The organism is Chitinimonas sp. BJYL2 (assembly GCF_027257935.1).
In the GTDB taxonomy this organism is placed as follows: domain Bacteria; phylum Pseudomonadota; class Gammaproteobacteria; order Burkholderiales; family Chitinimonadaceae; genus Chitinimonas.
On record NZ_JANZKW010000003.1, the window covers coordinates 129,305 to 153,046 of the forward strand.

Consider the following 23,742-nt stretch of genomic DNA (forward strand, 5'->3'; position numbering starts at 1 on the left):
TCTTCCTATGTGTGCCTGTCGCGTTCAGAACCAGTAGCCAAAGTTGAAGGTCGCCCCCTTGGCCTCACTGGAGAACGTATAGCGGATGCCGCCGCGGATGTAATCGCGGCTGGTGCGGGCCTTGCGGTTGGTACCGATCGTGACGCCAACCTCGTTGTAGCGCTTCACAAAGACTTCACTGCCGGTAAACACGGTATTGATGAGCGTGTATTCAACGGCCAGATTCTTGCCCCACAGGTTCACGGGTTGCGAATACATCACGCCATTGCGGAACGCGTTGAGCTTGAGGTTCGCGTCCACCTCGACGTCATTGGCCTCGAACTTCAGCGAGTTGGAGCGTCCGTACATATTGGCGATGACGAGCACATGGCTATCGCTCATTGATACGGCATAGGTACTGGTGAGCGCGCCGGACAAGACCTGCCCGGCCTGATTCAGATCCTTGGAGTAGGTAATGCCGTACTTGAGCGAGGGAATCAGGGTCCAGCGCTCGTTCATGGGCCAGCTGTAACTGATCCCCGGAGTGACCGACCAGGTCTTGGCAGTATTGACGCTGGTTTGGGTGACCGGTAGCGAGAGCACGAGCTGGCGCCTTGGATCAAGCTCGTTGCGGATGGTGTAGCTCAGCGGTACGGTCAGGCTCTTGGTACGGAATTCGCCGTACTTGATGTTGCCAAAGGCAAGACCCAGCCCGGTGCTGTTGAATGCCGCTGCCGACGCGGCGCCATCGCCGCCCGAGCTGCTCTTGCTGTCTCCACCGGAAGGCGCCACAAAGCTCTGGCTCGACAGGCTGTCATCGAAAGCCGAATTGGTCTGTTGCTGGATCAGCTGCGGTTGCGCCGCAACCGGGCTGGAGGCATTGATCGCGGCAAGCACCCGGTTCAACTCTTCGCTGCCATTGCTGGTAAAGAATGCCTGCATGGCAAGCACCGCATCATCCCGTGTGGGGCCTGTGAAGGTTTTGTCGATACCCAGAGACGGAATCTGCAAGCGCAGATCGGTGGAGTTCTGTGCAAAGTCCAGCAGCGCGCCCACGCCCAGATACCCAAGCTGGATGCTTACTGCATCGCTATAGGGGTTGTAGTTGGGGAAATCGAGCTTGATGAAATCTTCACTGGTGCCTTTGAAGGTGGCATTGGCCGTATCGTAGTTGCGGGTTTTCTTTTCGCCGTTAACGGTGAAATCGAGGGTGAACAGCTCGGCCGCCTGAGGGGCGGAAAACAACAGCATCAGGCTGAGTGCTAGTGCGCGGCGGATCATGGGGTTCTCCTGAGTGTGGCCGATCAGTAAAGATTCGTCATATTGCCGATAGCGGCATTGTTATAGAGCCAGAAGGCGACTTGACCGGTCGGGACATCTGGCGGGTTATAGCTGCCGGCTACGACACTGCCGTTGAGTTCTACCGCAGCTGCCAGCGAGTAACTGCCCAGGTTCTGTATCAGCCCGAGATCGGACTCCCAGTTCACCGTGGGTTCATAGGAACTGTCAGGGGGGCGGTCGAAAATCATGACGTTTCGGCCACCTACGCTGCTGATCGACCAGCGGCCTGTCCTTGCGTCTTGCCACACCCCGGAGAGATTGCGTATCTGGACGATCAGGTCACCGCTGTTCGTACCAGCCCCGAACTTGTAGCGGACTGTGCCGTTAAGTAGGGTGACTTCGGCCGGACAGGCAACGGGTCCCTGAGAGTTACTGCAGGTCTGGGTGCTTTCCACGGTGTAATAAGTGCTACCACTGGCCGGGTAGCTGCTCAGTAGCTGCTGCAAACTCGTGATACCGACATAACGCCGGTCATCTGTGACGCGGATTTGTTCGGGAGGGTTGCCGTAGGTACCCGAAGTGAAATACACCCGCGTACCACCCGCACTGTAGTTTTCCCCGATGTTGTTGAAGCTTTGTTCCAGTGCCAGTGCCTGGGCGTCATAAACACCATCGCGTCCGTTCGGATAGGGGGAGCTGACCGATGCGCGGAACGGGAATGCGCGTGGATCGTTGATGCCAAAGTTGCTATCGCCACTGGCGGAAATGGCTAGCCCGTTGAGTACTAAGGCATGCAGACGGCGGGAGGAGGATTGCCAGCCTGTATTGCTGTAGTAGCTGACACGCAAGTGATTGGCAGAATCAAAGCTGGCGGAATGCAGGCAGTTGTTTGCATCGACACTGGTCCGTGCGATGGGCGTTACCCAAGCGCTTTCGCCACCATGGAAGCCCTCCGATCCGGGCAGGATGCCGGCAGACTGGGCACTGGTGTAGCAAAGCGCAATGGGGTTGGGTGTGCCGAAGGTTCGCGTCGAAGGATTCCACACTTGATACCCAGGGCGGAATAATGAGTAAAGGCCATTTGCATCGGGCCCTGCTAGCTTGCGGAAAGCTGCTTGCATAAAGCTGCTGTCGACAATGGCTTGACCCACGCCCTCGCTGTAAAGCTGGAAGTTGGAAACATCAGTGCGCGGTAATGCAAAGAAATTGCGGTTTGCAGCAAGTACCGCCGGATTGATCAGCGGTCGATACAGCAGCTTGGTCGCATCGGTCTCGTACTGGGCGGCCCACATGAAGTGCGGCATCCAGTAGAAGTTGGCACCCCATACACCCAGTGCGGCAAGTTTGGGGGCGCCTTGGACTACGCTGGTGGCGGCTTCGAAGTCAGCACCCCAACGCACAACCAGCCTGTCGGCCAGTTTCTTCAGATGCGCGCTCTGTGCCTGTGTTGTCGCGACGGTGTCTTTGGAGTAGTTGGTATTCAGCGGGTAATCGCGCAGCACGCCAACGATTGCTCGTGCAAAGATCGTCCGCTCATTGGTTGTGTGCGCGGGGTACAGTCTATGTACCTCACCGGCAACGGTGGTAATGGGGTTGATGATGCTGGCGTCACCCGGCAAGGCGCGCAGGAAGTAGCCTTTGGCCACGGTGCCGTTCGTGTCCACATTCTTTGCGCCTGCGGGTACCCAGGCCAGCAGGGGATGGGCGGCAAGTTGCGCGCTGTCGAGTTGCGGCAGCACATAGCGGCCTTCGGCGTCGGTACTTGCCTGGGGTTCGCCGGTGTCGGCGATATAGTTATCGTTGAGGTCATGCCAGACCTTTGCCCCCTGGATCGTATTGACGAAGCCCACGGTTTTTGGCTCGGCGGGGGTAAAGGTAAAGGTTTCCGGATTACAGCCACTCAAGCTGGCCAAGGCCGCCAGGCAGGAGAGTGACAGGCAGGTTTGCCGCAACATGGTTATCCCCTTATCACACAGGGCACGGGCCCTGTTTGTTTCCCTTGGGGCGCCCAGACGAGGGGCGCCTTTCCCTGATGGCTTACGGATCGGTGCGCTTCAGTGCACTTCTTCTATCCGCAGTAGCGCCGCGCCATAAGCGGTGGAGCACGCGTTTTTGGCCTTGATTGCCAGTGAGCGCTTCTCGGCGGGTTTGCCGCATTCGCGGTCCAGTACTGGCTGCATGGCGCTGGCTTGCAGGGCCTGGTTGTTTTGCAGGTTGATATTCAGCAGCGAGAACGGTCCTGCGGCCTGCATGCCCAGCTTGCTGAAATCGCGCGGGATGTCTGAAACCAGCGCGATCAACTGGTTGCTGCCGGGCGGGCCCTGAGCAACCAGTTCCCACTGCGGGCCGGGGATGGCCAGCGTTTTGCCGGCTGGCAGGTAGTTGTCCTTGTCGAGTGCGTTCGGATAGAGCAGATCGAAGGTCTTGCCGTCGGTCCCCACCATCAGCAGATAGGCATAACCGGGACTGGAACTCTCAAGCCGCAGATCCAGGGTATCCACACCGATGCGCATGCGCTGCTTGCTGGCGGTGAGGGTGACGGTGCGTCTATCGTCGCGACTCGCATAAAGATCGGCCAGTACCCCGCTGGCGTTGATGGCCGGCTTTGCGCTTGCGGTGCTCGTGGCTTGGCTCGTGGCTGGCTTGGGCGCACGGGGCAGTGAGAACACGGCATAGGGATTGCCGGTAATGGTGACGTGGCTGGGGCGCAGATCCTTGGCGTTGGCGAGTCGCTGGTCGAGCCGGTTTTGTGCGCACTGCCGGACCTCTTCGACCGAGAGGGCACCGCTCTGGTCGGTATCGGCTTGGGCATCGTCGTTAAGACAGGCCAGCCAAGCCGACGTGACCAGCCCGCCTTCTTTGGGGTGATCAAACGACACCTCGTTATCGCGCGCAGCGGCAATATGGACGAAGTTCTGTCCGCCGCTACCAGTGGTTTCTGCGCCCTGTTTGATGCTGCGGGTGAGCAGATTGGTGGGTCGTTCGCAACTGGCGTCGGCAGATTTGGGTGTATAGAACTTGGGGACGATACCGGCCAGATCATCGTCACGCAGCGACCGGGTGGTGACGCCGCCGGAGTGGCAGGCATCCAGCATGAAGATCACCTTGCTGGCGCGCTGCCCCAGACCATTGAGGACATCGACCAGCTCGGTATCCATCAGCATGCTGCCATCGTACGCGATCAAACCCTCGGCACAGCGGTTGAGTGGCTCGGCCTGCTTGATGCGGCCACCGTGGCCCGAGTAGTAGATGAACACCTGATCACCGGGCGCCAACCGTGCTCCAAGCGCCGCAAACGCACTGCGCATGCCGGCAACGCTGAGATCGGCATCACGCAGGGTGGTGATGTTCTCTTCCGCGACGCCCAACTTGCGCGCAATTTCCTGTGCTTTGGGGATGTCGTGCTTGGTCCCGTATAGCGGCGGGACATCACCACTGTATTTGCCGATGGTCATGATCAGTGCGTGGTTGGCTGCCACGCAGGCCAAGGGGGCGGACAGCAGCAGCACGCGTAGGGACTGGCTCAGTGCGCGCATGGCGTGCTCACTCGTCGCCAAGCTGGGCGTTCAACTGGTTTGCCATGGCGGCGATCTCGGCATTGCCGGGCTGTTTGGCCTTGGCATCCTCAAGCACCTTGCGCGCCTCCTGATACTGGCGCAGCTCGACCAGCCGCGTGAACAGGTAGATTTCCGGTGTCAGGTCCGACTCGGGCGCATCCTTGCGCAGCATGGCGTAATTGTTTCGCGCGTCGCTGAGCGCCTCGGCCAGCGTGCCGCTGCGGATATACAGCACACCCGACAATTGCTTGACCTCGGAGACTACCGCCGGGGTTTTGAGCAGAGCTTGCCGGATCACGGCGGGCAACTGTTTGACCTGCGGCGTCACGGTGGCTGGCTGGCTGCTGGCCGATTCGGCCTTGATCTGCAGGCTCACCGGCCCTTGCCAGGTCTCCTGCCTGCCGCTGCCAGTCCACGCGATTTGCAGTCGGGCCCCTTTGCCCAGATCCAGCCTGTCGCCCAGGTACAACTGCGAGAAGGCCTCCAGCCGCTTGCCTTTCTGCTTGCCACCCAGTTGGACATCGCCTTCTGCCTGGGTCACCAGAATGGCTTTTTCGGCGCTTTCTGCGGCATGTGTCGTCAGGCTGGCGGGAACCAGTAAAAGTGCGATCAGACCCTGAACCGCAACACCCTGAGTCAATATCGATTTCTTCATTTTCTAACCCTCTATGCCAAGCAGTTCAATAATCTCTATAGACGCTTCACGACCTTTTACCTGTACCACTTCGCGCGCGCCCGTCAGTACCCCGGCGCCGGCCTGATCCAGGGTGGCGCGGCTCATCACGCACCGCACACCCATGGCCTTGGTATGGCTTTCCAGACGACTGGCAGTGTTCACCGTGTCGCCGATCACCGTGTAATCGAGCTTGTGTTGGGAGCCGATATTGCCGGCCACGACGGGGCCGCTATGAATGCCGATGCCGATGCGGAAAGGCGCCATGTGAGGAAAGCGTTTGGCTGCCCAAGCCGCGACATCATCCGCTGCCTTGCCCAAGCCCATGGCAGCACGGAGTGCGCGGCGGGCATGGTCCGGGTGCGATACGGGGATACCGAATTCAGCCATGATGGCGTCGCCAATGAACTTGTCGATGGTGCCGCCCTCGGCCATCAGGGGCACCACGGCACGGTCGAAGTAGTAGTTCAGCAGCTCGACCACTTCCTCGGGTGTGAGCTGTTCGGACAGCGTGGTGAAATCGCGGATATCGGCAAACAGTACGGTGGCTACGGCGCGCGTTCCGCCCAGCATGGGCAGCTCATCACGCTGCAGCATGGTTTCCACGATCTGCGGCGAGAGGTAACGGGCAAAGGCGCTACGGGCGAACTCACGCTCACGCCGCTCCAGTCTCAGGCGTAGCGCGAGCGCGCCGAGCCAAGCCACAAACAGGGCCAGTTGCAGGCTGGCGACCGGCGCGATGGTGCCATCGGCAAATAGCAACCAAGCGCCCACCGGGGGCAGCAGCAGGCTGCCTGCCCCGGCGGCAAACATGGGCCAGCCCCAGTAGCGCCAGAACAGCAGGCAGGCGGGCAGCAGAAAGGCAATGAACCAGAGCAGACGGGTGCTGTCCTGCAGTGCTACATCGCGTTGGCCGGACATCAGGGTTTCGATGATGTTGGCCTGCAATTCCGGCCCCATCATCAGGTTGCCGGCGTCGAACAGGCCCACGGAATAGGGCGTGAAGTGAAAGTCCTGCATGCCCGAGAAACCACCACCCAGCACCACCACCTTGCCCTTGAGGGCCTGCACCTCCGGATCGGCAAATGCGCCGGGTGCGAGCAGCCGGGCGATGGACAGCGGTCGGTAAGTACCGGGTGGGCCGATAAAGCGGATCCTGGCGGCGGGATCGGCCGCGCTCACCGTGCGCTGGCCGAGCTGCCAGCTGGCTGCATGGGAGGATTTGCCACTGGCGTGAATGGCTGCCAGTGCGGCCAGCGAGAGATAAGGCCGCACGCCACGTTGGTCGGGGGCTGGATCGAGATCGGGCTGGGCGCGGAAGTGGCGCACGACTCCATCGTCATCACGTGCCAGATTGGCCAGCCCCACATAGCCTTGGACGTCGAGGTCCGGTATGGCCAGCAGTACTTCGGGCAGGGGTAGCTCCAGCACATCATGCCCGCTACGCGTATCGCGGCCGACCGACATGCCGGCAAGAATGGTGGTGCCCTTGCTGACCTCCTGGCGGAAGCCGCGGTCGAAATCGCGTGCAGGCTCTGGATCGGCAATCGACATCTTCCGTAGCCAGCGCTCTGGTGAGATGCCGAACAGGATGTCGAGCGCGATCGTGCGTGCGCCGACTTCGCGCAGCGTGGTGAGTGCAGCCGCGATCTGCGGCGACCAGAACACCAGCGGGTCATCGGGGAAGCGCGCCAGCGACGCGTTGTCGATCAGGACCAGCGCAGTATGCCGCGGGGCATCACGCTGACCGGCCAGCCGGTACCAGAGATCGGTATAGGTATCGTCGATACGCTGCAGCGCCCCGACCCGGTGCGAGACCTCGGCCAGCAGCAGTGCCGCAAGCGCCACCAGCAACAGGTAGCGTAGGCCTCTGCGCTGGCGCAATGACAATGATGGAACAGCCAGTAAACCGTAAATAGCCATGTCGGCGTACGGTGGCGAGACGGCCGGTGCAGTTTGCAGCGCTGCTGACGCAACCCCTCGCACGCTCCCTTGGTGCCTGAGTGAAATTCACTATAGCGAGCGCAGGGGAATATAAAACTCCGCCTTCGGTTGAGGCGTTATCAGCCCTAAGGATGAGTCTTTATGGCACTCAGGCTTTGGCGAGGCTGGCCAGATCCCAACGTGGCCTCACCGCAAAAGGCCCGGCCTGGCGCAGGTGCTGTAAACGCTGCGCCCCGGCAAAGGCAATCATCGCGCCGTTGTCGGTGCAGAGCGCCAGTGGCGGGTAGTAGACCTTGAAGCGTCGTCGTGCCGCCAGGGTATCCAGCGCCTCGCGCAGCTGCCGGTTTGCGCCGACGCCGCCCGCCACGACCAGCTGGTTCAGCCCTGTTTGCTTGAGCGCGGCCAGACACTTCTTGCTGAGCACCTCCACCAGCGCAGCCTGGAATGCCGCACAGATATCCGCGCGCGTAGGCTCGTCCAGTGGTTCGTGCTTGCGGGTCAGGGTCAGAACGGCTGTCTTGAGGCCGGCAAAGCTGAAATCCAGATCGCCGGAGTGCAGCATGGGGCGTGGCAGGGTGAAGCGGTTGGCATCGCCCTGATCGGCAAGCTTTGAGAGTGCCGGGCCGCCGGGGTAGCCCAGCCCAAGCAGTTTCGCGGTTTTATCAAACGCTTCGCCAGCGGCGTCATCCAGCGTTTCGCCGAGCAGTTCGTAATCCCCCACGCCGCGCACGGCCATCAGTTGGGTATGGCCGCCCGAGACTAGCAAGGCCACAAAGGGAAAGGCTGGTGCCGGGTCGGCCAGCAAGGGCGAGAGCAGGTGGCCTTCAAGGTGATGTACGCCAATCACCGGTTTGCCCAAGGCCACGCCCATGCCGTTGGCCACGGCGGCGGCCGTCAGCAGCGCCCCGGCCAGACCGGGGCCCTCGGTAAACGCAATCGCATCGATATCGGCGCGGGTCTTGCCGGCTTCGCGCAGACAGGCTTCGGTCAGCGGCAGGATGCGGCGGATATGATCCCGTGAGGCCAGCTCGGGCACTACACCGCCGTACTCCGCATGCATGGCCATCTGGGTATGCAGATGATGCGCAAGCAAGCCGGCATCAGTGTCATAGAGGGCGACACCGGTTTCATCGCAGGAGGATTCGAGGCCGAGGACGAGCATGGGTTTGCCTGTAGGCTGGCGATCAATCAAAGCTGACGCGCAAATCGTTGCGGTCGTTCGAGGCGGTGTTGAGCACATCGACGATACGCGGGTACCAGTCACCCAGCGCTACCTTGGAAAACGCGGCTTCATACCAGACCAGCTCGGCCGGGCCGGGCAGGTCGGTGGACAGCAGGTCGTAGACCGCATCGAGATTGCGTGCCAGCGGTTCGTCGAGTTCGAGCTGGCCTTCGAGCTGGTCGTAGAAATCATCGACACAGTTGACGTTGACGAATTCAATGCGGGTCAGCGACATGCGGGTACCTCGGTAAAACGTTCGTAGTGATCGATGGTGACATAGCGCCGGCCATCCTTGCTTGGCTCAAATACCAGCCGCTTGGCATTGCGTTTGCCGCCGCGATAATCCAGATCGGCTTCGCGCCAGTCGCCTTGCGGTAGACGGCGTTCAAAATTGCGGAAGCGGTCTCCGCCGATATGCTTGCCCGCGGGCAAAGGGCGGCCGGGCTGCCAGCCCAGCTCGCGGGCCTCGCGCTTGGTGACATAGTGTCCGGGCAGTTTACCCTGCTGGTTGAGGTGACTCAGGGTGGCGGCCAGTTCCCTGGTATTGAGCCGCTTACCGCCCAGCTGGCGATCAAGTTGTTGCGCCACGCTGGTGCAATCTGCCGCACTGACCAGCAGTGTGGAGAGGGAAAGCATCAGGGCAAGGAAGGAGCGCATGGTGGCTGGGCAACGAAGAGAAGCGGCGGATTATCGGCCGCTTGCTCAAACGGGTCAAAGCGGGGCGCGTGCACCGCGGCCGGAAATTCCTGATCAAAGCGATGGAACCGCCTGCCCACCCTGCCTATCATAGCCAGCATGACACGCCATCCTCTCCTGCTTGCCCTGCTGTGTGCCTCTCTGGTGCTGCCTGCCGCCAGCGAGCTGCCCGATCTGGGCGACTCCGCGCTGGCGAACCTGCCCGCACACGAAGAAAAGCGCATCGCCGAGATCACGCTGCGCGAGCTGCGCCGTTCGGGCATGGTGCTGGATGATGCCGAGGTCGATGATTACCTGCAGCGTCTGGGTTATCGGCTGGTAGGTGCCAGCGACGATAACCGGATCAACTTCCGGTTTTTCCCTATCGACGAGAAAACCATCAACGCTTGGGCGGTGCCGGGCGGCGTGATCGGCGTGAATCTGGGGCTGATCGTATTAAGTCAGCATGAATCCGAACTGGCTGCGGTGATCGCGCACGAGATCGCGCATGTCACCCAGCATCACTATGCGCGCATGGTCGAATCGCAGAAAGGGTCGAGCATCATGTCGCTGGGTGCGCTGGCCTTGGCGATTCTGGCCGCATCGCGCAGCAACGGCGGCGATGCGCCGATCGCGGCGATGGCCGCCACCGAGGGTTACCAGATACAGCGCTATCTGGACTTCTCCCGCGATCTGGAGCGCGAGGCGGATCGTGTCGGCATCCAGACGCTGGCCAAGGCGGGCTTCGATACCCGTGCCATGCCGGCATTTTTTGACCGCATGCAGAAGTTCTATCGCAATGTGGACAACGGCGCTTATGCCTTCTTGCGGACTCACCCGGTTACGCTCGAACGGATCAGCGACAGCGAGGCACGCGCGGCGCAGCAGCCTTACCGGCAACTGGCCGATAGCCATGATTACCTGCTGGTGCGCGAGAAGTTGCGGGTACGCCAACTGGGACGACAAGCCGCGCTTGATTACTACCGCGGCACGACCGAGCAGCGCAAATATGCGAGTGAGCTGGCACAACAGTATGGCTATGCCTATGCCCTGTTCGGAGATGCGCAGTTCGACGCGGCGGCGGGCCGGCTGGCGCTGGCCCGCAAGCAACTGCCGGCCAGCCATCCCATGCTGGAAGGGCTGACGGCACAAATCCTGATTGGCCAAGGTCGCGCAGACGATGCCGCCAGCGTGCTGACCAAGGCGATGGAGCGGTTTCCCAGTGCCTGGAGCCTGCGCTATGCCGAATTTGATCTGCTGATCCAGCGCGGCCAGTTCAAGGACGCCGAGGTCCGGATCGACCAGGCGCTGACCGAACGCCCCAGCGACCCGGCTCTGCACAAACGGTTGGCACAGGCGTATCAGTCACAAGGCAAGACCGGTGCGTATCACCGTGCCATGGCCGAGTACTACGCCCTGATCGATGAACCGGCACCTGCGATCGAGCAGCTCAATCTGGCCCGGAGGCAAGGCGGCGATTACTACCTGCTGTCCGCCATTGAAGCGCGTATCCGGGATATGCGTGCGCGCCTGCCTGTCGACAAGAAGGGCAAGCCCATCATTCCGGTCGAGGAACATTGAGTGCAACTTGCAGATTTGCAGTATCAAACCGAAGGCCGCGATTGCGGCCTTCGGTTTGTGTACGCTGCGTTTCTTGCTAGTAGCCCGAGTAGGCGAACACGATGATGATGAACAGGGAGTAGACCAGCATTCCGCAAAAGGACAGGACGCCAACCAGCAGCAGGTAACCCCGCTGCTCATGATCCCAACTGGTCAAACCCAGCATGCACGACAAACCGAGCAACAGGAGTGGCCACCAAAGCAGCCGGTTATCCCACATGAGATTGCCGGTGAGGCCGATCAGCAGCAAAAGTGCCCACGCGGCGACAAAGCAGCCGATGGCGAGTTTCAACATGCGGTTTCCCCTGTCTTCCGGGGCCTCGGTCTTACTTGAGCACGGCCAGCGCAGCCTCGTAGTTGGGCTCGTCGGCGATTTCACCTACCAGCTCGGCATGCAGCACCTTGTTCTGCTCGTCGAGCACCACGACGGCACGGGCTGCCACACCGGCCAGCGGACCACCGGCGATGGCGACACCATAGTCCTGCAGGAAGCTGACGCCGCGCATGGTGGACAACGTCACCACATTGCTGAGGCCTTCTGCGCCGCAGAAACGCTTCTGCGCAAAAGGCAGGTCTGCCGAAATGCACAGGATGACGGTGTTGGCGATCTTGTCGGCATCGGCATTGAAACGGCGCGTGGACATTGCGCAGGTCGGGGTATCGATGCTCGGGAAAATATTCAGCACCTTGCGCTTGCCGGCATAGGTTTCCAGCGTGGCATCGGACAGATCAGCAGCAACCAGCGAGAACGCCGGGGCAGTGCTGCCCACGCTGGGGAAGGTGCCGTGGACGGGAATGGAGTTGCCGCGCAGGGTAACGGTGGACATGAATGGATTCCTGTAATGAGTGGGTGAGTACGTTGGGTAACGCAGCCAACAAGATGGGGATCAAACACAAAAACACCATACCCGTGATGGCGGGCATGGTGTTCGTGGGAGACGTCGGCAGTGGTGGTGCGGTCGGTCAGCCTGGCTGAACCAGCATCGCCTCGGCCATTTTGTCGTAGGCGGGTTCGTTGTTCACATCCTGAACGAGTTCGGCGTAGAGCACGGTATCGTCCTCGTCGAGCCCGAAGAGGGCCGTGGACATCATGCCCGAGAGCGGGACATCGGTGATCATGACCCCGTAGTCCTTGTGGAAGTCGCGCCCGCGCAGGGTGGACAGCAGCTGGATCTTGCGGATGCCTTCGGCGTTGATCACGCGGGAGAGTGCATAAGGGGTGTCGACCGATACCACGAAAATCCGTGTACCCGGAAAGCTGTCGGCAATCGACTCAAGCCGCCGCACCATGCGCAGGCCGATATCGGCATCCACGCTGGGTACTACGGCGATGATTTTGCGCTTGCCCATGAACTTGGACAGCGGCACATCGCCGAGATTGGTATCGACCAGCATGAAGCTGCTGGCAGTGTCGCCGACCCGGGGAAAGCGTCCGCCCACGCCGATCGGCTCGCCGTTGAGAAGCACAGTGGCCATGGCTGTTGTCCTCCATCTGATGGTTGACTGAGTATCGGTGGCCGACTGCCCGAAAGCAAGCCGGCAAGCCTGCACATTGTTGCCCGACTGATGCGGATCAATTTTCCTGCGGGTAGAACCAGTTCAGCGAATAGCCGCTGGAGCGCAAGGGGCCGAGGTCCAGTTGCAGGAAGACACGCAGGTCGCCATTGGGGAGCAGGCTGGTGGGCACGGCAGCGGGGCTGCCATCAGCCAGCGGCGCCAGGTATTCACGCACCGTAAAGACCTTGCGCGCCACGATGCGCTCATTGTCGTCGGTGAGCGTGAGCTCCAGCAGGGGCAGAGCTTGGGCAAAACCGGCCTGGTTGCGCAGGGTCGCACTGAGCTGGATCAGGTTGGGGCTGTCGGGCAGCGAAACCAGCTCGTTCCACTCGGTGCGCAGATAGGCCGCGCGGGCGGGCAGGGCCAGCTTGCAACCCACCAGCTCGCAGTAACGGCGCAGCTTGGGTTCGATACCGGGCAGCTGGATCGCGACCTCGGTACGGTAATGGATCGCCAGCTGCCCCAGCAGTGCTATCGCTGCCAGCAGGGCGGGGATGCTCCACAGCCAGCGCAGTGGAGAGGGGCGCGAGGGCACGCGGAGCAGGGCCTCATCTTCATGGGTGAGGATAGGGCGATAGGTGCTGCCGGCTTCTGTGTGGACCGGGGCCGGGCTGAAGTCGGCAATCATGTCCTGTGCTGCGACGCCGGTCGGTTCGTGCCCCGGCTTGCCGATATTGGCCAACGGGTCGGCGCCATCCGGGCTGGACCAGGGATCAATCCCGGTGATCTCGATGGTATCGGGCTGAGGGTCTGTCTCGGCGGTGGCAGAATCTTCCGCCACGGGCTCGGTGGCAGCGGCCGCTGGTGGCGGCACGAACTGCCAGGCGGTGCGCAGGTCACGCACGGGCGGCGCAGCGGGTTCGGCAGGGGGCGGCGAGGCCGGCGCGGCAGCGGGAACGGGTACCGGGTCAGCCGGGACCGCAGGGGTCACGGTTGCGGTTGTGCCGATATCTGCCGCGCGTTCGGTAGCCAGTGCATCAGCCAGGCGCTGCAAGCTCTGGCTCGCCAGGCTGTCTTGCTCGGTATCGTCGTCACGCTCCGCTTCCGCGGCGGCTTCCAGCTGGGAGGCAACGCTATCGAGGCCGTAGGCATGGTCCTCGGCTGCCCGATTATCGGCATCGGGATGCGGATCGTAAGCGGGTGACGCAGTCTGCGCCAAGGCCAGATCAGGGACGCTGATCGTGACGGCGGCAATCACCGGCTCGGGCGCCGGTGGTGGCACAACCAGTGCGGGTGCCGGTATAGGTGCCGGTATGGGTGTCTGGCCGGTCCCGGGAGACGACGGCACTTCTGTCGCCGGCACCGCCTGCGCGCCGCCCAGATGCTCCAGCGCATTGAAGACAAAGGCACAGCGTCCGCAGCGAACCTTGCCCTCAAAGGCATTCAGATGCGCATCGGTAATCCGGAAGCTGGTTCGGCAGTTGGGGCAACGCGTGACGTGGTACATGCGGCGATTCTAGCGAGCGGCGCGCTACAAGCAAGCAGCATGCATCAAAGTCGTGTTCCGGTGATGCGTACCCACCCTTCGCGCTCGGCGGAGACGGCCAGGGCAAAGTGGGGCGCATAGAGCGAGATGATCTCCTCGGCCTGCTCGGCCAGGATGCCCGAGAGCACCAGCCGGCCTCCGCTGCGACAGCGCGCAGCCAGCAGCGGCATCAGCATTTTCAGGGGGTTGGTAAGGATATTGGCGACCACCAGGTCGTACTGACGCTCAGGTGCGTCGTCGGGCAGGAAAAAGGTGGCAGCCACCTGATTCTGTTCCGCATTCTGGCGGCTGGCGATGATGGCTTGGGCATCGATATCCGAGCCGTGTACCTCGCCCGCGCCCAGCAGTTTGGCGGCAATGGCCAGGATGCCCGAACCGCAGCCGTAATCCAGTACTGACTCGCCAGCGTGCAGATCGCTGTCCAGCCATTGCAGGCAAAGCCAGGTGGTGGGATGGCTGCCCGTGCCGAAGGCAAGACCAGGGTCCAGCGCGAGGTTGATGGCACCCGCGGCGGGAGCATGCCATGTCGGGGTAATCCACAGGCGCTGTGATACCTGGATCGGGTCGAACTGCGATTGGGTCAGCCGCACCCAGTCCTGCTCTTCCACCCGGACCACCGTGTAGCGTGGCAGGGACAGGCCGATTTCGTTGCTGGCTGCGGCGACCAGGACATCGGGATCGGCGTCTTCCAGCAACAAAGCGACGACGATGCTGTGCTCCCAGAGCGTATCCACGGGCATGCCCGGCTCACCGAAGATGGGCTTTTCGTCGGCGGTGCCGGCTGCTGCGTCTTCGATGCTGACGCTAAGCGCACCCAGGTCGAACAGGGCGTCGGATAGCGCTTCGGCGCGCTTGGAATCGGCTTCGATACGCAGTTCAAGCCAGGGCATGCGGGTCACTCCAGAGGGTACAAAGACAACGGCCGGGACTGAAGCCCGGCCGTTGCATAGTGTAACACCGTGAGGATCAAGCCTTGCGGTCGGCCAGCAGGTGCTCCAGATAGTGAATGGACGTGCCGCCCTTCACAAAACCCGGATCGGCGAACAGCACCTGATGCAGGGGCACATTGGTCTTGATGCCCTCCACCACCATTTCCGAGAGCGCAATACGCATGCGCGCCATGGCCTGTTCGCGCGTGTCACCAAAGGCGATCACCTTGCCGACCATGGAGTCATAGTTCGGCGGTACGGTATAGCCTTGGTAAATATGCGAGTCCACGCGGATGCCGGGCCCGCCGGGCGGGTGGTAGGTGGCGATCTTGCCGGGGCTGGGGATGAACTTGAAGGGGTCTTCGGCGTTGATCCGGCACTCCATGGCGTGACCCTTGAGCGTCACATCCTTCTGGCTGATACGCAGTTTCTCGCCTGCGGCGATGCGGATCTGCTCCTGCACGATATCGATGCCGGTGATCTGCTCGGTGACTGGGTGCTCCACCTGTACGCGCGTGTTCATTTCAATGAAGTAGAACTCGCCGTTCTCGAACAGGAACTCGAAGGTGCCCGCGCCACGGTAGCCGATGCGGCGGCAGGCTTCGGCGCAGGATTCACCGATCCGCTTGCGTTGCTTATCGGTAATGCCGGGTGCCGGGGCTTCTTCGATCACCTTCTGGTGGCGGCGCTGCATGGAGCAATCACGCTCGCCCAGGTAAACGGCATTGCCGTATTCGTCAGCCAGCACCTGAATCTCGATGTGGCGCGGGTTTTCGAGGAACTTCTCCATGTACACGGTCGGGTTGCCGAACGCGGCGCCGGCTTCGGTACGGGTCATATTGACCGACTGGATCAGCTCTTCCTCGCTGCGCACCACGCGCATGCCGCGACCACCGCCACCACCGGCGGCCTTGATGATCACGGGGTAGCCGACCTTGCGGCCGATCTTGAGCATTTCTTCAGGGTCGTCAGGCAAGGCGCCGTCGGAGCCGGGCACGCAGGGTACGCCTGAAGCCTTCATGGCATCCTTGGCCGAGACCTTGTCGCCCATCAGGCGAATCGATTCGGGGCGTGGGCCAATGAAAACAAAGCCGCTTTGCTCGACGCGCTCGGCGAAATCGGCGTTCTCGCTCAGAAAGCCGTAGCCCGGATGAATGGCTTGCGCATCGGTCACTTCGGCGGCCGCGATAATGGCGGGAATGTTCAGATAAGACAGCGGGCTGGGTGCCGGGCCGATACACACCGACTCATCCGCCAGCTTGACATACTTGGCTTCGCGGTCGACCTCGGAATGGACAACAACCGTCTTGATGCCCATCTCCCGGCAGGCGCGCTGGATACGCAGGGCGATTTCGCCGCGATTGGCGATTAGGACTTTTTCAAACATGGTCACTCCTCAGTGAACAAGTGAAAAATGAATGGGTGCACAAGCACCGACAGGGCGTTGCCCGCGCACTTGTTCACGCATTCATTCGTTCACTGAATTAACCAATGATAAACAGCGGCTCACCATACTCGACCGGTGTGCCGTTCTCGACCAGGATGGCCTTCACGACGCCGCTGACGTCGGCTTCGATCTCGTTGAGCAGCTTCATGGCCTCGATGATGCACAGCGTATCGCCGACATTCACACTCTGGCCCACTTCCACAAACGCCTTGGCGCCGGGGCTGGACGAGCGGTAGAAAGTGCCCACCATCGGCGACTTGACGACCGTACCCTCAGGCAGGCCGCTGGCAACGGGCGCTGCCGGTGCCGATGCCGGAGCAGCCGCAGCGGACTGGCCACCTTGACCCTGCGGCATCATGTATTGCTGGACGGGCGCCTGGCTGAACATCATCGGGGCGTTTTGCGACACCCGGGTAATGCGTACCTTTTCTTCGCCTTCGGTGACTTCGATCTCGGCAATGCCGGATTCTTCCACCAGATCGATAAGCTTCTTGAGCTTGCGTAGATCCATGCCCGTTCCCTTTTATATGTGGAATTGTTTGCTTGGGTATTGCTGCGGCAGCAAGTCGCTAGGGCGCTTGTCTGGCCAGATAATGCAATGCATGTTCGAGCGCGTAGCCGTAGCCGGCAGCGCCCAGACCGCAAATCACGCCCACGGCGATATCCGACAGGTAGGAATGCTGCCTGAAGGGTTCGCGGGCGTGCACATTGGAGAGATGTACTTCAATGAAGGGCAGCTTCACGGCAGCCAGCGCATCGCGCAGTGCAATGCTGGTGTGGGTGTAGGCTGCCGGATTGATGATGATGAAGGCCGTATCGTCATCGAACGTGGCCTGCACCTGATCAATCAATGCCGCTTCGCTATTGCTTTGAAACGTCCGGCACACGCGCCCGGCCCGCTCGGCCTGGGAGACCAGACGGGCATTGATGTCGGCGAGGGTGTCGCTACCGTAGAGATGCGGTTCACGGCGGCCAAGCAGGTTCAGGTTCGGGCCATGCAGCACCAATATGCTGTTGCGTCGCGCGGCCTGCTCGGGAGTTTGTGCGGCAATCATGGCGGCGAGTTTGCCGCAGATGCACGCACGTTGTCTATCAATCGGCGAATTTTAGGTCAAGCGCCCGCTTGAATCCGGGGCTTGGAAAAGGCCCTCAATCCAGCGCGCTAGTTGCTGGATACCGCAACAGCAGGGCATCAGGGCTGGCTGATATAATCACCCAATTCTCAGGCCGTTGCCGAAATTTCTGATCCCATGCGGCTATCCGATTTTGATTACCACCTCCCCGAAAACCTGATCGCTCAGTTTCCACCTGCTGAACGTGGTGGCAGCCGTTTGCTGCATTTGCCCGCTGATGGCAGCTTGCATGATCGGCTGTTCCGCGACTTGCCGACACTATTGCGCCCTGGTGATCTTCTGGTGCTCAACGACACCCGTGTGATCAAGGCGCGCCTGTTTGGGCAGAAGGACAGCGGCGGCGCTGTCGAAGCCCTGGTCGAGCGCGTTATCAGTGAATGCGAGGCGCTGGTACAGATACGCGCCAGCAAATCCCCCAAGCCCGGCAGTCGCCTGCTGTTCGGCGAAGTTGGCGGCCCGCAGTGGGTGGCGGAGATGCTGGCGCGCCAGGGTGAGTTCTTCCACCTGCGTTTTGATACGCCGGTGCTGGATGTGCTGGAGGCCGCTGGCCGCCTGCCCTTGCCGCCCTATATCGAACACACGCCGGATGCCGCTGATGCCGAGCGTTACCAGACTGTCTATGCACGCCACCCTGGTGCGGTGGCTGCGCCGACGGCCGGCCTGCATTTCACCGATGCGATGCTGGCGCAGCTGGCTGTGGCCGGGGTGAGCCATGCACGGGTAACCCTGCATGTCGGCGCCGGCACCTTCCAGCCGGTGCGCGTGGATAATGTGGCCGAACACCGGATGCACCATGAGCGCTATCGCATTCCACCGGAGACGCTGGCGGCGATCAACGCAACCCGCGCCGCCGGTGGCCGCGTCGTGGCGGTGGGCACCACCAGCCTGCGTGCGCTGGAGGCGGCCTGTCTGCGAGGCGACTTTGCCGAGCCCGAGGGGGATACCGATATTTTCATCACGCCGGGTTACACCTTCCGCGCCGTGGATGCGCTGATCACCAACTTCCATTTGCCCAAGTCCACCTTGCTGATGCTGGTGTCGGCTTTTGCCGGTCATGAGCGGATGTTGACCGCTTATCGGCATGCTGTTGCGCAGGAGTACCGTTTTTTCAGCTATGGCGATGCAATGCTGCTGGAACGGCGCTGACTTCGACCCATAATGGCTGGTATGCAGAATGCTCCGATCAAGCCGCGTGTGGCTTTCCTGCCCCGCAACGACAAAGGCCGCGACTTCATTGTCGGCGACCTGCACGGCTGCCGGCGTGATCTGGAGGTGCTGCTTGTCGCGGCGGGGTTCAATCCCGGCCGGGGTGACCGGCTGTTCTGCACCGGCGATCTGATTGATCGTGGCCCGGATTCGCTGGGCTGCCTCAATCTGCTGCGCCAGCCCTGGTTCTATGCGGTGCTCGGCAATCACGAGCAGTTATTGCTCAATGCGCTGGGGGGGAATGATCAGGCGATTGCGCTGGCGGTGGCCAATGGCGGCAGTTGGGCGCTGGGTGGCATCCTCAAGCGCGACCCGGATCTCCACGCCGCGGCACAGGTGCTGAATCGCCTGCCCCATGTGCTTGTGGTGGGCCCCGGAACGCCCGAGCGTTTCAATATCGTGCATGCGGCACTGCTCAAGTTGCCGTCCAGCCATGTGCTGTATCTTGATGCAGACCTTGATGCCCGCCTGAACGCGGCTGACGACAAGACGGTCGAGCGTCTGACCTGGGCCAGAACCCTGGCCGACGAGGCAGCTGCTGCCTCACTGGCGCAGCAGCCCGCCACCTGGCAAGCCGGACTGTCACTGACCTACTGCGGCCACAACCCGGTGCCTTATCCGGTCATCCATCAATCACACTGCCATATTGATACCGGTGCCGGTTACGAAGGCAATGTTGATGTGAACGGTGCAGACAGCGGTGTGCCTATGCGGCTAACCCTTGCAGAGCACCACGGCGGAACCCCCGTCTTTTACACCCGCTAGATTCCACTTTGATTCACCCATGGCGCCCCGGACTGTGTTTCCGTCAGCGCAAGGAGCTATCCCATGCCGGACAACGGCCTCGCATTTACCCTCAAATCCACCAGTGCCGGCGCGCGCCGCGGCCGTGTCGAGCTTAATCATGGCGCGGTTGAAACCCCCGTGTTCATGCCCGTGGGCACCTACGGCACGGTCAAGGCCATGTCGCCGCTGGAGCTGGCCGAGATAGGCGCGCAGATCGTGCTCGGCAACACCTTCCACCTGTGGCTGCGCCCAGGTCTGGATGTGATTGGCAAGCACCAGGGCTTGCATCGTTTCATGGCCTGGGACAAGCCCATCCTCACGGATTCGGGTGGATTCCAGGTATTCAGCCTGGGTGCGTTGCGCAAGATTACCGAAGAAGGCGTGCGTTTCGCCTCCCCCATCAATGGCGACAAGCTGTTCCTTACACCGGAAATTTCGATGCAGATCCAGACCGTGCTGGATTCGGACATTGCGATGATCTTCGACGAGTGCACGCCTTATCCGGCCGATGAAAAAACGGCGGCTGCCTCGATGCGTCTGTCGATGCGCTGGGCGCGCCGCTCGCGCGACGAGTTTGATCGCCTGCAGAACCGCAATGCCTTGTTCGGTATTGTCCAGGGTGGCATGCACGAGCGCCTGCGCGACGAGAGTCTGGCAGGCCTGGTCGATATCGGTTTCCATGGCTATGCCGTTGGCGGCCTCAGCGTGGGCGAACCCAAGGAAGACTTTACCCGCATTCTTGCGCACACCGCCCCCAAGCTGCCGGTAGACAAACCCCGCTATCTGATGGGCGTGGGCACGCCCGAAGATCTGGTGTTCGGCGTATCGCAAGGCATCGACATGTTCGATTGCGTGATGCCCACGCGCAATGCGCGCAATGGCTGGCTGTTCACGCGCTTTGGCGATGTGAAGATCAAGAATGCGCGCTACAAGGACGATGCCGCGCCACTCGATGAAACTTGCGGTTGCTACGCCTGCCAGAATTTCAGCCGCGCCTATCTGCACCATCTCTTCCGCGCTGGCGAAATCCTCGGTGCGCGGCTTAACACGGTGCACAACCTTTATTACTATCAGTGGCTGATGGCCCAGATGCGCGAGGCAATCGAAGCGGATCGCTTCAATGAATTTGTCGCGGCCTTCCATGCCGATAGGGCACGTGGCGTAGCTTGAGGGGTATGTAGGGCGCAGCAAGCGCGGCGCATTGCGCCGGATGCAATGCGGCTATGCCTTACTACACCCCATGTGTGAGCGTTAGCGTTTGACCAGCTTGCCTTCACGCAGCTCGATCCGGTCGCCCGCCGCCAATGCGGGCTTCTCTTTGCTGTCCATCTCGGCACTGGTGCCGTTATAGAGTTGGTAGCGCGTTACCCACACCTGTTGCTTGCTGAGCTTCTGCTCGATCTTCTTGCCCAGCAGGGCGCCGCCAACGGCACCAGCGGCGGTGGCCACATTCTTGCTGGCACTGCTGCCGTCGCCGGCAAGCTTGCGACCGATGACGGCGCCCGCGATGCCCCCGCCCACGGTGCCCAGTGCCGAGCCCTCGCCATCCCGTTCTATCTGTTTGATCTCGGTCACGCGACCACAGGTGTCTCGGCACTTGAGACCGGCATCGCGCTCGGCCATGGCGGCGTGCAGCGCATCTCTGCGAGTCTGCTCGGCTTCCTTGCGGCAGCTCGCTACCTGCTTGGCCGGCTTTTTTGTACAGGCCTGACTCGCAGATTTGAAGGCTTCGGCGATCCGGGTTTTGTCGGCATTGAGCGCGTCGATCAACGGGTCGGCCTGTACGCCGATCGCGCTGAGTGCCAGCAGCCATGCGGCAGGGAACTTGATGGGCATGATACGGTCCTTGATTTGCGCCAGATTGGCCGCAATTGTAGGCCTGCCAGTGCGGATTGACATGCGCTGATGCAAGCTGCAAGCCGTGCGCAAGCCTTGGTAGATTTTGATGGGTTGCGGGGCTAGAATGCGCGGCTTGTTTTTATAATGCTTTCCCCCGGATTACCGACCCATGCTGATTACTCCCGTCTACGCCGCAGCACCCGCCCAATCGACCGGCGCAGAGCTGATGTCCTTCCTGCCGATGATCATCATCTTCGTGCTGTTCTACTTCCTGCTGATCCGTCCGCAGCAAAAGAAGATGAAAGAACAGAAGGCGATGATCGATGCGCTGACCAAGGGCGATGAAGTCGTCACCAGTGGTGGCATCATCGGCCGCATCGTCAAGGCTGGCGACCACTACCTGACGATCGAAGTGGCTGACGGTGTCGAAATGGTCATCCAGCGTGGCGCTGTCGGCGCCAAGCTGGAAAAGGGTACGCTCAAGGCCCAGCGTTAAGTCTTCCCGCGGGCGGCATTGGCCGCCCGCGTTTCGTTCCGGCTTCTTGCCGCAAGGGTCCTTCCCTCATGAATCGTTATCCCATCTGGAAAAACCTGATCATCCTGGTCGCTGTGGCCGCGGGTCTGGTTTACACCCTGCCTAATATTTATGACCCTAGCCCTGCCGTGCAGGTATCGGGCGCGCGCTCGTCGGTGAAGGTCGATACGGCCACGCTGGATCAGGTTGAAAAGGCCTTGGCCGCGGCCAATATCCCGCTTGAGGGCGGCTTCCTTGAGGGCAATGGCCTCAAGGTGCGCTTCAAGGATACGGATACCCAGTTCAAGGCTCGTTCCACCATCGAACATGCGCTGGGCAGCAACTATGTCGTGGCCTTGAACCTGTTGCCGAACACCCCGTCTTTCCTGAGCAGCATGGGCGCCAAGCCCATGGCGCTGGGCCTGGACTTGCAAGGCGGCGTGCACTTCACGATGGAAGTCGACATGAAGGCCGCCATCGACAAGCAGGCCGAGCGGGTGGCGGGTGATGTGCGTCGTGAGCTCAAGGATAAAAAGATCCGCGGTCTGATCAAGCGCACGGGTGACAAGGTTGAAGTACAACTGCGCGATGAGGAGACGCTGGCGGCTGCACGTACGGCCATCGAGCGCGTCCTGCCATTGATGCAGATTGCTGCACGATCGGGTGATAACAACTATCGCCTGATCCTTACGTTCAGCGATGCAGAGCGGTTGCGTATCCAGAATGATGCCGTCAAACAGAACATCGCCACCTTGCACAACCGCGTGAATGAGCTGGGGACGACCGAGCCGGTGATCCAGCAGCAGGGTGCTGATCGCATCATCGTGCAGCTGCCGGGTGTGCAGGATACTGCGCGTGCCAAGGACATCATTGGCCGCACCGCCACGCTTGAGGTACGCATGGTGGATGACGATCCGGGTCGTTTCGAAGCGGCGCTAGGTGGCAACGTGCCCGCCGGCTACGAACTGCTGGACGAGCTGGATGCTAGCGGTAACCGCAAGATCCTCGTCAAGAAGGACGTGGAGCTGACCGGTGAGAACATCAACGACGCGCAAGCGGGTTTTGATGATCAGAACCAGCCTGCGGTGCATATCAGCCTGGATTCGGTCGGGGGCAACATCTTCCGTCTGCTGACCGCCGAGAACATCGGCAAGCGGATGGCCATGGTGCTGGTCGAGAAGGGCAATGCCCAAGTCGTGACTGCGCCGGTGATCCGTGCCGAGATCGGTGGTGGCAAGGTGCAGATCAGCGGCTCCATGACCACGGCCGATGCCAATGATACGGCGCTGCTGCTGCGCGCCGGCTCGCTGGCGGCGCCGATGACGGTGGCCGAAGAGCGCACCATCGGCCCGAGCCTGGGCAAGGAAAACATCCAGAAGGGTTTCCACTCCACGCTGTATGGCTTCCTGGCTGTCGTGGTGTTCATGGTCATCTACTACCGCGTATTCGGCATTACCGCCTCGGTGGCACTGGGTGCCAACGTCCTGTTCCTGATCGCGCTGCTGTCCTTGCTGCAGGCCACGCTGACACTGCCGGGCATTGCCGCCATTGCGTTGACCTTGGGTATGGCCATCGACTCCAACGTGCTGATCAACGAGCGTGTGCGTGAAGAGATTCGCAATGGCGTGCCGCCGCAATCCGCCATCAAGGCCGGCTACGAGCATGCCTGGGCCACGATTCTGGACTCCAACGTCACGACCCTGATTGCCGGTGTGGCGCTGCTGATCTTCGGTTCGGGTGCAGTACGTGGCTTTGCCGTGGTCCACTGCCTGGGCATCATGACCTCGATGTTTTCGGCGGTCGTGGTATCGCGTGCGTTGGTCAACCTCATCTACGGCTATCGCCGTCGCGTGACTTCGCTGTCTGTTTGAATCTGATCTGGCGCCTGCGGGCG

Annotated in this window: 24 protein-coding genes; 7 read left to right on the forward strand and 17 right to left on the reverse strand. The window is 61.4% G+C overall.

Going from position 1 to position 23,742, the window contains the following annotated elements; translation table 11 throughout:
- Window positions 1-24 precede the first annotated feature (24 nt).
- The 8 genes from O9X62_RS10430 to O9X62_RS10465 form a co-directional block, all read right to left on the reverse strand.
- Window positions 25-1,260, reverse strand: coding sequence for a hypothetical protein (locus O9X62_RS10430; protein ID WP_269532787.1), 1,236 nt, complete (start codon window positions 1,258-1,260; stop codon window positions 25-27).
- A gap of 23 nt (window positions 1,261-1,283) precedes the next feature.
- On the reverse strand, window positions 1,284-3,215 hold the full coding sequence (locus O9X62_RS10435; RefSeq protein ID WP_269532788.1) for a hypothetical protein: 1,932 nt from the start codon (window positions 3,213-3,215) through the stop codon (window positions 1,284-1,286).
- Window positions 3,216-3,314: 99 nt separating this feature from the next.
- On the reverse strand, window positions 3,315-4,796 hold the full coding sequence (locus O9X62_RS10440; protein WP_269532789.1) for a caspase family protein: 1,482 nt from the start codon (window positions 4,794-4,796) through the stop codon (window positions 3,315-3,317).
- A gap of 7 nt (window positions 4,797-4,803) precedes the next feature.
- Window positions 4,804-5,472: a hypothetical protein gene (locus O9X62_RS10445; RefSeq protein ID WP_269532791.1), complete on the reverse strand. Its 669-nt coding sequence runs from the start codon at window positions 5,470-5,472 to the stop codon at window positions 4,804-4,806.
- Window positions 5,473-5,475: 3 nt separating this feature from the next.
- Window positions 5,476-7,413, reverse strand: coding sequence for an adenylate/guanylate cyclase domain-containing protein (locus O9X62_RS10450; RefSeq protein WP_269532793.1), 1,938 nt, complete (start codon window positions 7,411-7,413; stop codon window positions 5,476-5,478).
- Window positions 7,414-7,582: 169 nt separating this feature from the next.
- Window positions 7,583-8,596: a tRNA (adenosine(37)-N6)-threonylcarbamoyltransferase complex transferase subunit TsaD gene (tsaD, locus tag O9X62_RS10455; RefSeq protein ID WP_269532794.1), complete on the reverse strand. Its 1,014-nt coding sequence runs from the start codon at window positions 8,594-8,596 to the stop codon at window positions 7,583-7,585.
- 22 nt (window positions 8,597-8,618) lie between these two features.
- A complete protein-coding gene (locus tag O9X62_RS10460; RefSeq protein ID WP_269532795.1) occupies window positions 8,619-8,891 on the reverse strand; it encodes a barstar family protein in 273 nt (90 codons plus the stop codon).
- Entirely contained in the window at window positions 8,882-9,313 is a 432-nt protein-coding gene (locus O9X62_RS10465; protein WP_269532796.1) for a ribonuclease domain-containing protein, read from the reverse strand. The genes O9X62_RS10460 and O9X62_RS10465 overlap by 10 nt, the downstream gene beginning before the upstream one ends.
- Window positions 9,314-9,451: 138 nt before the next feature.
- Between O9X62_RS10465 and O9X62_RS10470 the strand changes: the two genes are divergently transcribed.
- Window positions 9,452-10,912 carry a M48 family metalloprotease gene (locus O9X62_RS10470; protein WP_269532797.1) on the forward strand — a complete coding sequence of 487 codons (1,461 nt, stop codon included), beginning with the start codon at window positions 9,452-9,454 and terminating at the stop codon, window positions 10,910-10,912.
- Between the two features lie 76 nt (window positions 10,913-10,988).
- On the opposite strand, the gene O9X62_RS10475 is transcribed toward O9X62_RS10470, so the two are convergent.
- A complete protein-coding gene (locus O9X62_RS10475) occupies window positions 10,989-11,246 on the reverse strand; it encodes a hypothetical protein (protein ID WP_269532798.1) in 258 nt (85 codons plus the stop codon).
- 31 nt (window positions 11,247-11,277) lie between these two features.
- Window positions 11,278-11,778 carry a thiol peroxidase gene (gene tpx / locus O9X62_RS10480; protein ID WP_269532799.1) on the reverse strand — a complete coding sequence of 167 codons (501 nt, stop codon included), beginning with the start codon at window positions 11,776-11,778 and terminating at the stop codon, window positions 11,278-11,280.
- A 2-nt stretch (window positions 11,779-11,780) separates the two neighbouring features.
- Between tpx (O9X62_RS10480) and O9X62_RS10485 the strand changes: the two genes are divergently transcribed.
- Complete coding sequence (locus O9X62_RS10485) at window positions 11,781-11,927, forward strand: hypothetical protein (RefSeq protein ID WP_269532800.1); 147 nt, start codon at window positions 11,781-11,783, stop codon at window positions 11,925-11,927.
- Here the strand turns inward: O9X62_RS10485 and tpx (O9X62_RS10490) are convergent.
- The 6 genes from tpx (O9X62_RS10490) to aroQ all read right to left on the reverse strand — a co-directional run bounded on the left by tpx (O9X62_RS10490) (window position 11,915) and on the right by aroQ (window position 17,425).
- Window positions 11,915-12,427, reverse strand: a complete 513-nt coding sequence (gene tpx, locus O9X62_RS10490; protein ID WP_269532801.1) for a thiol peroxidase — start codon at window positions 12,425-12,427, stop codon at window positions 11,915-11,917. The genes O9X62_RS10485 and tpx (O9X62_RS10490) overlap by 13 nt on opposite strands.
- A 97-nt stretch (window positions 12,428-12,524) precedes the next feature.
- Window positions 12,525-13,955, reverse strand: coding sequence for a DUF3426 domain-containing protein (locus tag O9X62_RS10495; RefSeq protein ID WP_269532803.1), 1,431 nt, complete (start codon window positions 13,953-13,955; stop codon window positions 12,525-12,527).
- Window positions 13,956-13,999: 44 nt separating this feature from the next.
- Window positions 14,000-14,884: a 50S ribosomal protein L11 methyltransferase gene (prmA, locus tag O9X62_RS10500; RefSeq protein WP_269532804.1), complete on the reverse strand. Its 885-nt coding sequence runs from the start codon at window positions 14,882-14,884 to the stop codon at window positions 14,000-14,002.
- Between the two features lie 76 nt (window positions 14,885-14,960).
- A complete protein-coding gene (gene accC / locus O9X62_RS10505; RefSeq protein WP_269532805.1) occupies window positions 14,961-16,310 on the reverse strand; it encodes an acetyl-CoA carboxylase biotin carboxylase subunit in 1,350 nt (449 codons plus the stop codon).
- A 97-nt stretch (window positions 16,311-16,407) separates the two neighbouring features.
- The gene (accB, locus tag O9X62_RS10510; protein WP_269532806.1) at window positions 16,408-16,881 is read right to left on the reverse strand and encodes an acetyl-CoA carboxylase biotin carboxyl carrier protein; all 474 of its coding nucleotides are present in this window, start codon (window positions 16,879-16,881) and stop codon (window positions 16,408-16,410) included.
- 58 nt (window positions 16,882-16,939) lie between these two features.
- A complete protein-coding gene (gene aroQ, locus O9X62_RS10515) occupies window positions 16,940-17,425 on the reverse strand; it encodes a type II 3-dehydroquinate dehydratase (protein ID WP_269532807.1) in 486 nt (161 codons plus the stop codon).
- Window positions 17,426-17,620: 195 nt separating this feature from the next.
- On the opposite strand from aroQ, the gene queA reads away from it, so the two are divergent.
- From queA to tgt, 3 genes are all read left to right on the forward strand, one after another.
- Complete coding sequence (gene queA / locus O9X62_RS10520) at window positions 17,621-18,649, forward strand: tRNA preQ1(34) S-adenosylmethionine ribosyltransferase-isomerase QueA (RefSeq protein ID WP_269532808.1); 1,029 nt, start codon at window positions 17,621-17,623, stop codon at window positions 18,647-18,649.
- Window positions 18,650-18,670: 21 nt separating this feature from the next.
- Window positions 18,671-19,474 (forward strand): metallophosphoesterase, encoded by an 804-nt coding sequence (locus O9X62_RS10525; protein WP_269532809.1) that lies wholly within the window; start codon window positions 18,671-18,673, stop codon window positions 19,472-19,474.
- A 63-nt stretch (window positions 19,475-19,537) separates the two neighbouring features.
- A complete protein-coding gene (gene tgt / locus O9X62_RS10530) occupies window positions 19,538-20,665 on the forward strand; it encodes a tRNA guanosine(34) transglycosylase Tgt (protein ID WP_269532810.1) in 1,128 nt (375 codons plus the stop codon).
- Between the two features lie 81 nt (window positions 20,666-20,746).
- Here tgt and O9X62_RS10535 read toward each other — a convergent pair whose 3' ends face one another.
- A complete protein-coding gene (locus tag O9X62_RS10535; RefSeq protein WP_269532811.1) occupies window positions 20,747-21,331 on the reverse strand; it encodes a glycine zipper 2TM domain-containing protein in 585 nt (194 codons plus the stop codon).
- A 172-nt stretch (window positions 21,332-21,503) separates the two neighbouring features.
- Here O9X62_RS10535 and yajC point away from each other — a divergent pair, with 172 nt between their 5' ends.
- Window positions 21,504-21,830, forward strand: a complete 327-nt coding sequence (gene yajC, locus O9X62_RS10540) for a preprotein translocase subunit YajC (RefSeq protein WP_269532812.1) — start codon at window positions 21,504-21,506, stop codon at window positions 21,828-21,830.
- Between the two features lie 68 nt (window positions 21,831-21,898).
- Entirely contained in the window at window positions 21,899-23,719 is a 1,821-nt protein-coding gene (secD, locus tag O9X62_RS10545) for a protein translocase subunit SecD (protein ID WP_269532813.1), read from the forward strand.
- The last annotated feature ends 23 nt before the right edge of the window (window positions 23,720-23,742 follow it).

What these genes read in the sequence shown, in the direction of transcription:
- tsaD (WP_269532794.1), bottom strand. Translation starts at nt 8,596, where the DNA reads ATGCTCGTCCTCGGCCTCGAATCCTCCTGCGATGAAACCGGTGTCGCC.
- O9X62_RS10485 (WP_269532800.1), top strand. Translation starts at nt 11,781, where the DNA reads ATGGATTCCTGTAATGAGTGGGTGAGTACGTTGGGTAACGCAGCCAAC.
- O9X62_RS10460 (WP_269532795.1), bottom strand. Translation starts at nt 8,891, where the DNA reads ATGTCGCTGACCCGCATTGAATTCGTCAACGTCAACTGTGTCGATGAT.
- secD (WP_269532813.1), top strand. Translation starts at nt 21,899, where the DNA reads ATGAATCGTTATCCCATCTGGAAAAACCTGATCATCCTGGTCGCTGTG.
- O9X62_RS10525 (WP_269532809.1), top strand. Translation starts at nt 18,671, where the DNA reads ATGCAGAATGCTCCGATCAAGCCGCGTGTGGCTTTCCTGCCCCGCAAC.
- tpx (WP_269532801.1), bottom strand. Translation starts at nt 12,427, where the DNA reads ATGGCCACTGTGCTTCTCAACGGCGAGCCGATCGGCGTGGGCGGACGC.
- tgt (WP_269532810.1), top strand. Translation starts at nt 19,538, where the DNA reads ATGCCGGACAACGGCCTCGCATTTACCCTCAAATCCACCAGTGCCGGC.
- queA (WP_269532808.1), top strand. Translation starts at nt 17,621, where the DNA reads ATGCGGCTATCCGATTTTGATTACCACCTCCCCGAAAACCTGATCGCT.
- O9X62_RS10465 (WP_269532796.1), bottom strand. Translation starts at nt 9,313, where the DNA reads ATGCGCTCCTTCCTTGCCCTGATGCTTTCCCTCTCCACACTGCTGGTC.
- aroQ (WP_269532807.1), bottom strand. Translation starts at nt 17,425, where the DNA reads ATGATTGCCGCACAAACTCCCGAGCAGGCCGCGCGACGCAACAGCATA.
- O9X62_RS10430 (WP_269532787.1), bottom strand. Translation starts at nt 1,260, where the DNA reads ATGATCCGCCGCGCACTAGCACTCAGCCTGATGCTGTTGTTTTCCGCC.
- O9X62_RS10535 (WP_269532811.1), bottom strand. Translation starts at nt 21,331, where the DNA reads ATGCCCATCAAGTTCCCTGCCGCATGGCTGCTGGCACTCAGCGCGATC.
- O9X62_RS10445 (WP_269532791.1), bottom strand. Translation starts at nt 5,472, where the DNA reads ATGAAGAAATCGATATTGACTCAGGGTGTTGCGGTTCAGGGTCTGATC.
- O9X62_RS10435 (WP_269532788.1), bottom strand. Translation starts at nt 3,215, where the DNA reads ATGTTGCGGCAAACCTGCCTGTCACTCTCCTGCCTGGCGGCCTTGGCC.
- O9X62_RS10475 (WP_269532798.1), bottom strand. Translation starts at nt 11,246, where the DNA reads ATGTTGAAACTCGCCATCGGCTGCTTTGTCGCCGCGTGGGCACTTTTG.
- accC (WP_269532805.1), bottom strand. Translation starts at nt 16,310, where the DNA reads ATGTTTGAAAAAGTCCTAATCGCCAATCGCGGCGAAATCGCCCTGCGT.
- tpx (WP_269532799.1), bottom strand. Translation starts at nt 11,778, where the DNA reads ATGTCCACCGTTACCCTGCGCGGCAACTCCATTCCCGTCCACGGCACC.
- O9X62_RS10470 (WP_269532797.1), top strand. Translation starts at nt 9,452, where the DNA reads ATGACACGCCATCCTCTCCTGCTTGCCCTGCTGTGTGCCTCTCTGGTG.
- O9X62_RS10450 (WP_269532793.1), bottom strand. Translation starts at nt 7,413, where the DNA reads ATGGCTATTTACGGTTTACTGGCTGTTCCATCATTGTCATTGCGCCAG.
- prmA (WP_269532804.1), bottom strand. Translation starts at nt 14,884, where the DNA reads ATGCCCTGGCTTGAACTGCGTATCGAAGCCGATTCCAAGCGCGCCGAA.
- accB (WP_269532806.1), bottom strand. Translation starts at nt 16,881, where the DNA reads ATGGATCTACGCAAGCTCAAGAAGCTTATCGATCTGGTGGAAGAATCC.
- O9X62_RS10495 (WP_269532803.1), bottom strand. Translation starts at nt 13,955, where the DNA reads ATGTACCACGTCACGCGTTGCCCCAACTGCCGAACCAGCTTCCGGATT.
- yajC (WP_269532812.1), top strand. Translation starts at nt 21,504, where the DNA reads ATGCTGATTACTCCCGTCTACGCCGCAGCACCCGCCCAATCGACCGGC.
- O9X62_RS10440 (WP_269532789.1), bottom strand. Translation starts at nt 4,796, where the DNA reads ATGCGCGCACTGAGCCAGTCCCTACGCGTGCTGCTGCTGTCCGCCCCC.